This is a genomic window from Treponema sp., from assembly GCF_051883275.1.
Classification (GTDB): Bacteria; Spirochaetota; Spirochaetia; order Treponematales; family Treponemataceae; genus Treponema_D.
In genome coordinates this window covers 1-13,772 of the sequence record NZ_JBJETK010000074.1, presented here as the reverse complement: position 1 = coordinate 13,772, position 13,772 = coordinate 1, and the positions used below count along the sequence as shown (strand labels likewise).

Sequence of the window (13,772 nt, the reverse complement as noted above, 5' to 3'; positions counted from 1 at the left end):
GACCTATTGAATTTACCTTGTTTTTTTAATAAAATTGCTTGAATTAATTGCATTATGCGAAATTTCTGCTTTTCGTATTATGCCGACTCACGAATTTTTTTTTGAGAGGTATACACTATGGGTTTTGATATTACAAAAGTACGTAATATCGGTATCAGTGCGCACATCGACTCTGGTAAAACAACAACATCAGAACGCATCTTGTTCTACTGCAACAAGATTCACCAGATTCATGAGGTTCATGGAAAGGACGGTGTAGGTGCTGTAATGGATTCTATGGAATTGGAGCGCGAGCGCGGAATCACAATCCAGTCAGCAGCAACCCAGGTAAACTGGAAAGGCACAACAATCAATCTTATTGACACTCCCGGCCACGTAGACTTTACAGTTGAAGTTGAGCGTTCTCTCCGTGTTCTTGACGGAGCTATTCTTGTTCTCTGCGCAGTTGCAGGTGTTCAGTCACAGTCTATCACAGTTGACCGCCAGCTCAAGCGCTATCATGTTCCACGCATAGCTTTTGTAAATAAATGCGACCGCCAGGGTGCAAACCCTCTCCGTGTATGCGCACAGCTCCGCGACAAGCTCGGACTCAATGCATATATGGTAGAGCTTCCAATCGGACTTGAAGACAAGCTTCAGGGTGTTGTAGACCTTATCGCAATGAAGGCTTACTACTTTGAAGGCCACGACGGTGAAGACGTACGCGTTGCAGAAGTTCCAGCTGACCTTGTTGAGCAGGCAAAGGAAAAGAGAACAGAACTTCTTGAAGCAGCCGCAATGTTTGATGATTCACTCATGGAAGATCTTATGGAAGAAAAAGAGGATATTCCAGAAGAAAAAATCATCGCCGCAATCCGCAAGGGAACACTTGAAGAAAACTTCGTAGCTGTATTCTGCGGTTCAGCACACATGAACAAGGGAATTCAGCCTGTTCTTGACGGTGTTGTTCGCTATCTTCCTAACCCAACAGAAGTTCACAACTATGGACTTGACCTTGACAAGAACGAAGAGCAGGTGGAGCTTTTCAATGTCGAAAACAAGCCTTGCGTTGCTCTTGCATTCAAGCTTGACGACGGACAGTACGGTCAGCTTACATACGTCCGCATTTACCAGGGAAAAATCACAAAGGGCGATGAGCTCTACAACACACGCGCAAAGAAAAAGTTCAAGGTTGGACGCATTGTCCGCATGAACGCAGCTGCAATGGAAGATATCAATGAAGGACAGCCTGGAGATATTATCGCGCTGTTCGGTGTTGACTGCGCATCAGGAGATACATTCTGCGGCGGCGGACTTAACGTTGCCATGACTTCTATGTTCGTTCCAGAGCCTGTTATTTCTGAAGCTATCACACCTGTAAACAAGCAGGATGCTGCAAATATGTCAAAGGCTCTCAACCGCTTTACAAAGGAAGATCCTACATTCCAGACCTACGTTGACCCTGAGTCAAACCAGACAATCATCAAGGGAATGGGCGAGCTTCATCTTGCAGTATACGTTGAGCGCATGAAGCGTGAGTACAAATGCGAAGTTACCGTTTCACAGCCTGAAGTTGCATACCGCGAGTCTATTACACAGCGCGCTGACTTCAACTACACACACAAGAAACAGACTGGTGGTTCCGGTCAGTATGGACGTGTCGCAGGTTTCATGGAGCCGGTTTCAGAAAAGGATTACGAATTTGTTGATTCTATCAAGGGAGGAGCAATTCCTAACGAATATATTCCTTCTTGCGACAAGGGCTTCAAGAAGGCAATGGAAAAAGGCTCTCTTATCGGAGCACCTGTTGTCGGCGTAAGATGCACAATCAATGATGGACAGTATCACCCGGTTGACTCTTCAGACATCGCATTCCAGACTGCTGCTATCGGCGCATTCCGCGAAGGCTATGCAAAGGCAAAGCCGGCAATTCTTGAGCCTATCATGAAGGTTCAGATTGCAGGCCCGACAGAATTCCAGGGAAATATGTTCGGTCTTATCAACCAGAGACGCGGTGTTATCATCGACTCTTCTGACGAGAACGGAAACTCAACTGTAAACGCAGAAGTTCCGCTTTCAGAAATGTTCGGATTCTCTACAATTCTCCGCTCTTCCACACAGGGAAAGGCTGAATTTACAATGGAATTCGAAAAATACAGCAAAGTTCCAAATGCAGTTGCCGATGAACTTATCAAGGCTTATGCAGAAAAGAAAAAGACAGGACAGGTAAAATAAAATTTTTTAACTGAACTGGCAAAGACTCCGGCGAAAGATTTTTCTTTTACCGGAGCTTTTTTTTATTGTAAAAAAAATTTTATGTGCTATACTTATTTCAATAGGATGAAGAGTTTTGCAGAAACAAAGGGAAATTCCTAAAAACTTATTTTTATGATTTTTTAGAAATTTCTGCGAGTTTTAAGAGTGCCGTTACAACAGCTTAAAACACCGCATTTTTCAAAGCAACTCTAAAAAAACACAGCTAAAAATTCAGGAGGAAACACTATGGCAAAACAGGAATTATATGAAAGAAGCCCGATCCGCATCTTTGACGAAGCCGCAAACGGAGGGCTGAAAGCAGGAGAGCTTGGACTTGTTACAGCAAAAAAAGGACTTGGAAAAACATCTGTTCTTGTGCAGTTTGGAATGGACACACTTCTTAACGGAAAGCAGCTTGTTCATGTTTCTTTTAATCAGCACAGTGAAAATGTGATTTCATGGTATGACGGAATTTACAATGAGATTTCCAAGAAAAAGGCTATTGCGAATGCGGCGGATGTAAAGGAGCAGATTCTGCGCAACAGGACAATTCTCAATTTCAACCAGGACAACATCAGCCTGGAAAAAGTTGTAAACACATTGAATGCCCTGAAAGCAGGCGGAACTGCGGTTGCCGGCGTTGTAATCGATGATGTTGATTTTTCAAAAGTAAAGGAAGCAGACCTTCAGTCTGTTGCAAGCTATGCAAAGGCAACAAAGACAAAAGTCTGGTTCAGCTCAACAGTATCAGGGGACAAGCTTGAGGATTCAGCACCTAAGGCTCTTCTTCCGTACTTTTCAGCGGTGCTTCATCTTGCATCAAGAAATTCTGCGACACAGCTTGACATACTGAAGATGGGCAAGAACACAGACATTGAGGCTTCCCTCAAGCTGGATTCAAAGACATTGCTCATCACAAACAGCAAATAGGAAAAGCAATAGCGAGGCTGAAATAAAACGGCTGCCCTTCAGAAATGAAGGGCAGTTTTTTTTTGCGGCTCCGGCTGACTGCGGGGATTTTCTTTAGATTGTAAAAATAGTTAAAATTCGGTATATTTTAAAGCGCATCTAAGACAAAAAGCCTTGAACGCTGAATTTTTTCAGGCTGAATGGATGCGATGCGTTAGGGATTGGAATGGCGCCGAAGGCGGACGCTGGACTTGAGCGAGCGTATGAGAGCGAAGGAAGCGGCTGGAGCGGAAGCGGAACCATGAAAAGCCCGGCCGGCAGGCGCATAGCGGCTGACGGAAACGCCCTGATACGAAAAAAAAATAAAATTTATAGGAGCATTAAAAATGGCAGACACAATGCATGCTTTGGAAAAAAATCCAAACTGGAAAGGCCGCCGCGGTCCGGTTGTCCTTGTGATTATGGACGGCGTTGGATATGGAAAATACGAGGAAGGAGATGCTGTAAAGGCTTCAAAAATGAAGTACCTGGACTGGTTTACGGCAAACTGTCCTCACACACAGCTCAAGGCCCACGGAACGGCAGTAGGACTTCCAAGCGATGATGACATGGGAAACAGCGAAGTCGGACACAACGCAATCGGATGCGGACGTGTATTTGCCCAGGGAGCAAAGCTTGTCGGCGAGTCAATTTCCTCCGGCACAATGTTCGAGGGCGCAACATGGAAAAAGCTTGTAAAAAATGTCCAGGACAAGAATTCAACTTTCCATCTTATCGGTCTTGTTTCTGACGGAAACGTTCACTCGCACATTGACCACCTTAAAGCTATGATTACACAGGCTCACAAGGAAGGCATAAAAACTCTGCGTGTTCATGCCCTGCTCGACGGGCGCGATGTTCCGCCGACTTCCGCTCTTGAATACTTTGAGCCGCTTGAAAAATTCCTTGCTGAATTCAGCGATGTGGACTACCAGATTGCTTCCGGCGGCGGACGAATGTACATTACAATGGACCGCTATGGCGCTGACTGGTCAATGGTTGAACGCGGATGGCATGCCCATGTTCTGGCAGATGGACGCCAGTTCGCAAGCGCAACAGAAGCAATCAACACTTACCGCACGGAAAACTCAGGTCTGCTTGATCAGGATATGCACGAATTTGTTGTTGCAAAAGACGGAAAGCCCGTAGGCCCGATTGTTGACGGCGACAGTGTGATTTTCTTTAACTTCCGCGGCGACCGCTCGCTGGAAATTACAGCCGCTTTTGAGGAAGACAACTTTCCGCACTTTGACCGTGTGCGCCGCCCGCAGGTTGAATATGCCGGCATGATGGAATACGACGGAGACAACCACAAGCCTGCGCAGTATCTGGTAAACCCTCCGAGCATTGACCGCACAATGGGCGAGTACCTTACAAAATCAGGCGTGCACCTCATGGCTATTTCTGAAACACAGAAATACGGTCATGTTACATACTTCTTTAACGGCAACCGCCCCGGAGAATTCGACAAGAGCCTTGAAACCTATGTGGAAGTTCCATCTGACGTAGTTCCTTTTGAGCAGCGTCCATGGATGAAGTGCGCGGAAATCACAGACAAGGTAATTGAAGCGATTGAAAGCGGCAAGTATGACCACATCCGCCTGAACTATCCGAACGGCGACATGGTTGGACACACAGGCGTTTTCAATGCCGTTGTCTGCTCTATGGAAGGAATGGATTTACAGCTCGGACGACTGAAGGAAGCCATAGAAAAGGCAGGCGGAATTCTGTGCCTGACCGCTGACCACGGAAATTCGGACGACATGTACGAGCACAAAAAAGACGGAACAGTTGCAAGAGATGCATCGGGCGAGCCGAAGCCAAAGACAAGCCACTCCCTGAACCCTGTTCCGGGCATCATCTACGACCCAGAATACAAAGGCGAGTACGAGCTTGAGCTCAACAGCGGCCTTGGAATTTCTTCATGGCCTGCAACATTGATGCAGCTCATGGGCTTTGTTCCACCAACAGATTATGATAAATCTATGATTAATTTGAAGTAGTTTGAACTAATTGACCGTTGCGGTGATTACGCCTGTTTCCTTTTGGAGGCAGGCGTTTTTTTTCACGAGAAAATTTTGTGAGAAGATTTATTAAAATTCCAATTCCATAATTTCATAGAAATTGCACTTTAGAACCCAGGCAAGGGGGAATGTGGTATGGAATGGCACAAGGTACAGGCCGTTCTAAAAGAACCGTAAAAGCTGAATATATTTTTTACCTTCAGTTTTTGAAAAGCGTTCTCCAAAAGTTCGGAATCTGTTGTTTTCGTTCTGATAAAAATCAAGAAGTTTTTTCTTATCTTCACATTCAAGAAAAGCAATTCCTCCGCCGACTTGCTTTTGTACGGATTCAAGAATTTCAAAACAGTAATCCATCAATTTATTTCCTGAAATATTTCTGAAACCATTATAAGCAGAGTTTTTTCCAAACTGTGCTATGAGAAAAGCGGAAATGTTAAAAGAATTGGAATCATTATCAAGTATTGCATATCGGGAAAGCGTTTTTATTGCAGAGTTGCTTAAAGAAGAAGCAGAAATATTTGACGGCTTGTGAGTCAGCGTAAAATATGCCGCAATCTGTCCTTTATCATCTAAAATAAGGTGCGTAACGGAAATTTTTCGCCTGGCAAAATCTATTGCATTGCTCTTAAGAAAATTTTCAATTTCAAAATTTTTTTTACATTCAAAATCTGACAAAGCTGCACGGACTTCTTCTTCACCCACAGAATCGAGCAAATCAATCATATTTACAACGTTAAAAGTCATTTGCTTTTTCGTTTAGCCCACAAGGATTTAATGTCATCAGGAAGCACAACAAATGAATTTTTGTTTGCACAGGGCTTCTTGTTTTTTTCTTTTGCAGAATTATCAAGGGCTGTTACAAAACTTTCAGCTTTTTTTGAGTCAGTTATATTGAAATTAGCAAAAATACTTGAAGTTGCCATAATTGTACCTCCTTGTTTTAAATGTATCGCAACATCAAAAAATTTTCCATATCTTCAGCAAGGAAAACAATTTTATTAATAAAAATATTGCACTTACCGTATTTCCTAATCCAGCCACCCCTTTGACACTCCTATTCAATAGGGTATATATTATAATCATGACAAGAGAATTCATCATTACAAAAGAATTTGACCGCAACTGGAAAGAACTCGGATTGAATAAAAAACTATAGACACAAGATGGCAGAAAACAAAGCATTTGAAAGCATTATGAACGGACTCACAGAAAGTCTTGCTTATGCAAAAGGCGATACTTCTAAAGCAAGAAAAATGAGCGTCACAGTTGCAGAACTTCCTCAGTATCATGACAAAGAAATCAAACAGATTCGCGAAGACTTAAATCTCACGCAGAAAAACTTTGCTTTCGTTCTCGGCGTTTCTCCTAAAACAGTTGAAGCATGGGAATCCGGCAGAAATATTCCTCAGGGCACAGCGCAGAGATTCTTGCAGATTCTTCGCACTGGCGGAAAAAAACTCTTGCAGGATTACAATGTCGTTACTGTAACTATGTAACATCACCTGCATACATTTCAAAGCAGATTGCAATAAGGATTTACAAAACATGAAATACGCTTTATCACTAAGAGAAGAAGAAATTAAAAAAAGAGTTGCAGAAGATTTTTTTGCAAAATTTGAAACGTCGCATATTTTGGGGAATGTGGATTTTTGCGTTTCAGTTCAGGACGGGCTTGGGCTGACCACTGATTCTGACATTCAAAGCCTGCTCTGGGCAGAGTCTAAAAAAGGAAACAAAGAAGATATAAACGAAAGTTTTGTCCAGCTGATTCTTACAATCGGAAAAGAAAAGACAAACGAAAAATATATGCCGCCTGCCTACCTTGGTGCTTTTGACGCGGAAAAAATTGCGTTTATTGAATATCACAAAGTCCTTCACATTTTTTCGCAGAACGATTTTAACTGGAATGTAACTCCGAGCAAGCACGAAACAAAAGAATTCAGGCAGCTTTATTCCCTCTGTGAAAAAATTCTTGACGAAGAAAAGACAATTTTCAAATTTAATTCAGACGAAAAGGAATTAAAAGAATTCATAAAAAACAATCTTGCATCAGGGAAAACAGAAAAAATTCAGGTTACAAAAAACAACTTTATTGCAGTATTCAACAAATGGTGCGAAGAAGTAATGCCCGACATTCAGATGAACTGGGAGCAGGCAAAGAAAGCAAATATTTTCTGCGGAGATTTTTTTCTTGCAGATTTGATTAACGACACGACAAAAACTTTATACGAAAAACTTGACGTTGTTTTCAGCGACGGAAAATACAGTTTTCAAAGAGAAATAGACAAACTTCTCGGAACGGAAATGTCCAAACAAACCCAGCTAAAAAGCGTAAAAAAGCACAAGGCTTTCTGGAACAAATACGAGCGCCCGCCAAAAGAAGAGCACTGGCAGTGGTTCATTGAGCGCAAAGACCTTCTTGTTCCGCAGGATGTGCGTGAGCGCAAGGGCAGTTTTTTTACTCCAAAGCAGTGGGTAGAGCTGAGCCAGAAATATATTGCCGATGTCCTTGGCGAGGACTGGCAGGACGATTATTATATCTGGGACTGTTGCGCCGGAACAGGAAATCTTTTGAAAGGTCTTTCCAACAAGCGAAATGTTTTTGCCTCTACCCTCGACAAAGGCGATGTGGGTATTATGAAGGAACTTGCCGACCAGAATGTTCTCCCTGTTTTTGAAAACAACATTTTTCAGTTTGATTTTTTGAACGATGATTTGCAGAGCGAAAAAGTTCCCGAACAATTAAGAAAAATTCTCGCCGATGAAAACGAAAGAAAAAAACTTGTGATTTATATTAATCCGCCGTATGCGGAAGTTTCTACCGTCATAGGTAAAGGAAAAGCAGGAGTAAATAAATCTCTGGTTCATGATAAATATGCTGAATTACTTGGAACCGCAGGAAGAGAATTATACGCACAATTTTTTGCACGAATTTATTTTGAAATAAAAGGATGTATTTTAGCAGAATTTTCGAAACTAAAATTAATACAAGGAACAGCCTTTTCAGAATTTTTACAACATTTTACTCCAAAACTTATTTCTTTATTTTTAGTTCCTGCAAATACGTTTGACAATGTTAAAGGCGATTTTCCAATAGGATTTTTTATTTGGGATTCAAAAATAACAGAAAAATTTAATAGAATCAAAGCTCATTGTTTTAATGAAGATGGAATTTTGCTTCCTCAAAAAGAAATTTTTGTTACTTCAAAAGACGATATAATTAACAAATGGATTTCAAAGTCTAAAATATTACAAGATGATGGAATAGGATTTCTAGCAGGAACTAATGGAAATGATTTTCAACACAACAACATTGTATATATTTTAAATAAAAAATCTCAAATGCCGAACCCACGAGGAATATGGGTTAATGAAAAAAATTTAATTGTTTCTTCAATATATTTATCAGTTCGCCATTGTGTTGATTTTTCTTGGCTCAACGACCGTGACCAGTTCCTTTATCCAAACGACGGCTGGAAAACTGACCTTGAATTTCAGTCAGACTGTCTTGCCTACACATTGTTCCACGGACAAAACAGAATTTCCGCCGACCACGGCACAAACCACTGGATACCATTCACCGAATCCGAAGTAAACGCAAAGCAGGCATTTGAATCAACTTTTATGACAGACTTTATAAAAGGTCGGTTGAAAAAACAAACCTCCTGCGAGCTGGATTTAGCAAAAACAGAAAGCGCAGTTTACGACGGCACGCAAAAAATTGTTTTTTCAGAAGAAGCAAAGGCAGTTCTTGAAGCAGGAAAAGAGCTTTACAAATATTACTACTCAAAACCGCATGTAACAAAAGAGGCAAACAACGCTTCGTTTTACGACATCCGTGCAAGTTTCCAGGGAATCGGATCCAGCGGCAAAATGAACAATTCCTCCACCGACGAAAAATACAACGCCCTCATAGCCGACCTTCGCGCCAAACAAAAACTGCTCGCAAAAAAAATCGAGCCCAAAGTCTACGAATACGGCTTTTTAAAATAAGGGGAACTTCCTGAAAAGCGTCATCGGAAAAAAAGACTGTCTTGCAGAAACAAGACTGTCATGCGGCTAAAAAAAACGTCATGCTGAACTCGTTTCAGCATCTGTGCTGGGCACTTCACAGATTCCGAAACAAGTTCGGAATGACAGCATAAATTCAATGACAGTGTAACTTCTGAATGACAGTGTGCCTAAAAACCGCCATGCAGAAACAAGACTGTCATGCGGCTAAAAAAAACTGTCATGCTGAACTCGTTTCAGCATCTATGTCGTACAGCACACAGATTCCGAAACAAGTTCGGAATGACAGCATTCTTAAAACTCCGTCATGCAGCCTTAAAAAAAACGTCATGCTGAACTCGTTTCAGCATCTGTGTCGTACACCTCACAGATTCCGAAACAAGTTCGGAATGACAGTATGCCTAAAAAACCGTCATGCGAAAAAAAAAGACTGTCATGCTGAACTCGTTTCAGCATCTGTGCTGGGCACTTCACAGATTCCGAAACAAGTTCGGAATGACAGCATAAATTCAGAATGACAGTATCCCTAAGCGGAAGCCGGAATTTTTTAGCCCTGCATTGCAAAAGTTAAAACATTCCGTCAATTCTTTTCTTTTCTGCGGTGATTATTTTTTTTGCATCCGAGCCGGCAACATCAAGCATTTCCGCCAAAATCAATTCAACTTCATTTATTCCCAGATATTTTTGGCATAGCGTTTTTATATAATCAAAGCCAAAATCAGCGCAAAATTTTCCGCCGGCAGTAGAAACATAATAAAGTTTTTTTGCCCTGCAAAGCCCGACCGGGTTTCCGTCCTGAGAAAATTTTGTCACAAGCCCGATTACATAAATGTTTTCAATAAAAACTTTCAGCGCGGAGGGAAAAGACAAATCCCAGTATGGCGCAGAAATTACAATCGTTTCCGCCTGAGAAAACATTTTTGCGGGACTAAACATTTCATCAGAAAAATCGCCTTTTAATGCCAGCTCCGTCCGCTTTTTTATATAGTCCTCGGAAATCGGCTTTAAAGATTCTTTTTCCAGATTAATTTCAACAAAATCAGAGCCGATTTTTTTTAAAAGATATTCAGCAAGCTCGTTTGTGCGTGATTCCTTTCTAACACAACTGTTTATATACAAAGTCATAAAAACAGTATAAGTATTTATCAAAAATTTGCAAATACCAGAAGCGCACAGATTCCAAAACAAGTTCGGAATGACACCATGCCTAAAAAATCGTCATGCTGAACTCGTTTCAGCATCTATGCTGAGCATCTCATAGATTCCGAAACAAGTTCGGAATGACAGCATAAATTCAATGACAGTGTAACTTCTGAATGACAGTATCTATTTCTCTTCCGCCAAGTCTTTCCATTCCTTATTGACTTGCATTACAAGATTATTTTTCCAATCCCTATGCCAATTCTTTAACTGTTTTTCCCTTGCAATCGCTGCCTTTATATCATTACATTCTTCAAAATATACAAGTTTGGTGCAATCATATTTATCCGTAAAACCTTCGTATTCATGTTTTTTATGTTGATTTACTCTTTTTTGTAAATCACTTGTCACACCAATGTATAACACTGAATTTGTTTTATTTGTCATAAAATAAACATATACTTTATCTCTCATTTTTCTCTCCACAAGGACTTTCAAAAACTCTGTCATGCAACTTTCTAAAAAGCCGTCATGATGCTAAAAAAAACTGTCATGCTGAACTCGTTTCAGCATCTATGTTGTACACCTCACAGATTCCGAAACAAGTTCGGAATGACAGTGTAAATTCAGAATGACAATATGCCCAAAAACTCCGTCATGCAACTTTCTAAAAAAACGTCATGATGCTTAAAAAAAACTGTCATGCTGAACTTGTTTCAGCATCTATGTTGTACACCTCACAGATTCCGAAACAAGTTCGGAATGACAGTATACCTAATAAAAAAACGTCATGCTGAACTCGTTTCAGCATCTGTGCCGTACACCTCATAGATTCCGAAACAAGTTCGGAATGACAGTATAAATTCAATGACAGTGCGCAGAAAGGGCTTCCTGAAATTTTCAGAAAGCCCTTTCCTTTTTTAGATTATTCTGCGTTTACTTAGAAAATCTGTCCGGGAAGCCTGAGCTTTTCCTTTTGCGGAAACAGCTTTTCGTATTCCTCAAAGGCGGCAGGATTTTTCTGCGATACAAAATACCCCTCGGGGTCTTTGTAGCTTCCGGAAATTCCGTTTAAAAATCCCTGCTCAAGTTCCTTGCACAAAAAATAAGGCGCGCCGCTTTCCGGGTCGTCCGCATACCTGATGCCGAATTCTGCCGCCGGTGCAAAGCCGCTTTTTCCGTAGAAACCGATGTTTCCGCAAATCAGAAGGCATTTTCCGCCGAGCTGCCTTGCTTTTTCCATCGAACAGTCCAGAAGGATTTTTCCGAATCCCTTGCGCTTAAAGTCCGGGTGAATGCTTATCGGGCCGAACGTCATTACCGGAATTTGCGTGCCGTCGTCCGCGTCTATGTGCGAACGGCTGTACATTACGTGCCCGATGATTTTTTTGTCCAGCTCAAGAACGAGCGAAAGTTCCGGGATAAAATCCGGGTTTTTCCTGTAGCAGTGAAGAACGTAATGCTCATCGCAGCCGGGCTTGTAGACATTCCAGAACGCTTCGCGCGTCAGGTTTTCAACTTCAAAAAAATCAGCTTCTGTTTCCTTTCGGATTAAATAATTTGTTTTGTTCATTGTGTTTGCGTTCTTTTTAATTCAGAAAAAAGAACTTCTCCTGTAAGTATTTTGCCGAACCGCCATTCCTGCGGTTTGCCTGAACTACCGGGAGACTGCCGAAGATGCAACGCACTTTGCGCCACTCTCCCGGCATTACACAATGCCCAGTTTGCCTGTAGATTTTTTCATCCAGCTCCTGTAAAAAAATCAATGAGGAAGCAACAGCTTCCGATTTTATTTTTTAAGCACATTCAAAATAAGAATGTGCACTTTAAACTATCATACAGCTACTAAAAAAAACGTCATGCTGAACTCGTTTCAGCATCTATGTTATACAACTCATAGATTCCGAAACAAGTTCGGAATGACAGTGTAGTTAAAACTCTGTCATGCAAGTTTCTAAAAAGCCATCATGCAGCTAAAAAAAACCGTCATGCAACTTTCTAAAAAGCCGCCATGCAATCTAAAAAAACGTCATGCTGAACTTGTTTCAGCATCTATGCTATACACCTCACAGATTCCGAAATAAGTTCGGAATGACAATATGCCCAAAAACTTTCTAAAAAGTCGTCATGCTGAACTCGTTTCAGCATCTGTGTCGTACACTTCACAGATTCCGAAACAAGTTCGGAATGACAGTGGAATTGTGGAATGACAGTGCACCCTCGCCATTCCGCTGATTACACCCTCGCCATTCCACTGTCTGTAACCTCGCTATTCCACTGTTTAAAACCCGTCATGCGGTATTTGCTACTTTGTCATGCTGAACTCGTTTCAGCATCTATGCTATCCGCCTTCCGCTGTATTTGATTTAGCAAAAGATAGCACAAAAAGGGGAAGAGTTTCAACATTAAAAATAATATTTTCAAAAAGAAATTCTGTTTTGCAAAAACTATTTATATGCCAAAGAACAGATTTTATTCAGTTCAACACTTTTATAAAATCATTAACTATGCTATAAACTTGATTGTGCAAGGGGAGCAATCCTTTTGCTTTTTTTTAGCCTGAAGTTCAAGGAGGAAGTAAAAATGAAAACAATCGGTTTAATAGGCGGAATGAGCTGGGAAAGCACAGTCACATATTATCAGATTATAAACAGAACAATAAAACAGAAACTTGGCGGATTACATTCTGCAAAAATATTTCTTTACAGTGTGGACTTTGCTGAAATAGAAAAATACCAGGCAAACGGAGAATGGGAAAAGAGCGCCGAAGTTTTGTCGGAGGCGGCGGTTAACCTTGAAAAAGCAGGCGCGGACTACATTATTATCTGCACAAACACAATGCACAAAGTTGCGCCGGAAATCCAGAAGCATATTTCAATTCCGATTATTCACATTGCTGAAGCGACAGCCGAAGAATTAAAGAAAAACAATATTTCCAAAGTTGGTCTGCTCGGTACAAAATACACCATGACACAGGAATTCTATAAGAACAAGCTGATTGAGGCAGGCATTGATGTAGTAATTCCAAACCGAGCGGGAATCGAAACCGTCAACAATATCATATACAATGAGCTATGCCTTGGAATTATTTCCGAAAAATCAAAGATGGAATATCTTGCTGTTATTGATGAGCTTGAAAAAAACGGCGCTCAGGGTGTGATTTTGGGCTGCACTGAAATCGGCTTGCTGATTCATCAGAATGAAGTAAAACTGCCAGTATTTGACACAACCCATATTCATGCGGCAAAGGCAGCCTTGCTTTCTATTGAATAGCAACTGCGCATAGATACTGAGCTGCAAACAGCTTGAAATGTTTATCTTTCGTTAACTGCCAGAGAACACTATTTGTTACATTATTTGCTTTGCAAATGCATACGGTGAGGACATTTATAAAAAGTTCCCGGAATACGGAAT

General features: G+C 41.2%; 11 protein-coding genes. 6 read left to right on the top strand and 5 right to left on the bottom strand.

Annotated elements, in window-relative coordinates; translation table 11 throughout:
• The first annotated feature begins 117 nt into the window (after positions 1–117).
• The 3 genes from fusA (at position 118) to gpmI (ending at position 5,186) form a co-directional block, all read left to right on the top strand.
• On the top strand, positions 118–2,214 hold the full coding sequence (gene fusA, locus ACI4L0_RS11150) for an elongation factor G (protein ID WP_439800247.1): 2,097 nt from the start codon (positions 118–120) through the stop codon (positions 2,212–2,214).
• 267 nt (positions 2,215–2,481) lie between these two features.
• Positions 2,482–3,165: an ATPase domain-containing protein gene (locus ACI4L0_RS11145; protein WP_439800246.1), complete on the top strand. Its 684-nt coding sequence runs from the start codon at positions 2,482–2,484 to the stop codon at positions 3,163–3,165.
• A gap of 365 nt (positions 3,166–3,530) precedes the next feature.
• Positions 3,531–5,186: a 2,3-bisphosphoglycerate-independent phosphoglycerate mutase gene (gene gpmI / locus ACI4L0_RS11140; RefSeq protein WP_439800245.1), complete on the top strand. Its 1,656-nt coding sequence runs from the start codon at positions 3,531–3,533 to the stop codon at positions 5,184–5,186.
• 183 nt (positions 5,187–5,369) lie between these two features.
• On the opposite strand, the gene ACI4L0_RS11135 is transcribed toward gpmI, so the two are convergent.
• The gene (locus tag ACI4L0_RS11135; protein ID WP_439800244.1) at positions 5,370–5,951 is read right to left on the bottom strand and encodes a hypothetical protein; all 582 of its coding nucleotides are present in this window, start codon (positions 5,949–5,951) and stop codon (positions 5,370–5,372) included.
• On the bottom strand, positions 5,948–6,130 hold the full coding sequence (locus tag ACI4L0_RS11130) for a hypothetical protein (RefSeq protein WP_439800243.1): 183 nt from the start codon (positions 6,128–6,130) through the stop codon (positions 5,948–5,950). Before ACI4L0_RS11130 ends, ACI4L0_RS11135 begins: the two co-directional genes overlap by 4 nt.
• Positions 6,131–6,370: 240 nt before the next feature.
• Here ACI4L0_RS11130 and ACI4L0_RS11125 point away from each other — a divergent pair, with 240 nt between their 5' ends.
• Both ACI4L0_RS11125 and ACI4L0_RS11120 read left to right on the top strand, forming a co-directional pair.
• Positions 6,371–6,703: a helix-turn-helix domain-containing protein gene (locus tag ACI4L0_RS11125; protein ID WP_439800242.1), complete on the top strand. Its 333-nt coding sequence runs from the start codon at positions 6,371–6,373 to the stop codon at positions 6,701–6,703.
• A 49-nt stretch (positions 6,704–6,752) separates the two neighbouring features.
• Positions 6,753–9,200, top strand: coding sequence for a hypothetical protein (locus ACI4L0_RS11120; RefSeq protein ID WP_439800241.1), 2,448 nt, complete (start codon positions 6,753–6,755; stop codon positions 9,198–9,200).
• A 585-nt stretch (positions 9,201–9,785) separates the two neighbouring features.
• Here the strand turns inward: ACI4L0_RS11120 and ACI4L0_RS11115 are convergent.
• The 3 genes from ACI4L0_RS11115 to ACI4L0_RS11105 form a co-directional block, all read right to left on the bottom strand.
• Positions 9,786–10,343, bottom strand: a complete 558-nt coding sequence (locus tag ACI4L0_RS11115; protein WP_439800240.1) for an NAD(P)H-dependent oxidoreductase — start codon at positions 10,341–10,343, stop codon at positions 9,786–9,788.
• A gap of 201 nt (positions 10,344–10,544) precedes the next feature.
• Positions 10,545–10,832 carry a GIY-YIG nuclease family protein gene (locus ACI4L0_RS11110; RefSeq protein ID WP_439800239.1) on the bottom strand — a complete coding sequence of 96 codons (288 nt, stop codon included), beginning with the start codon at positions 10,830–10,832 and terminating at the stop codon, positions 10,545–10,547.
• Between the two features lie 466 nt (positions 10,833–11,298).
• Entirely contained in the window at positions 11,299–11,931 is a 633-nt protein-coding gene (locus ACI4L0_RS11105) for a GNAT family N-acetyltransferase (protein WP_439800238.1), read from the bottom strand.
• Positions 11,932–12,941: 1,010 nt separating this feature from the next.
• Between ACI4L0_RS11105 and ACI4L0_RS11100 the strand changes: the two genes are divergently transcribed.
• A complete protein-coding gene (locus ACI4L0_RS11100) occupies positions 12,942–13,631 on the top strand; it encodes an aspartate/glutamate racemase family protein (RefSeq protein WP_439800237.1) in 690 nt (229 codons plus the stop codon).
• Positions 13,632–13,772 lie beyond the last annotated feature (141 nt).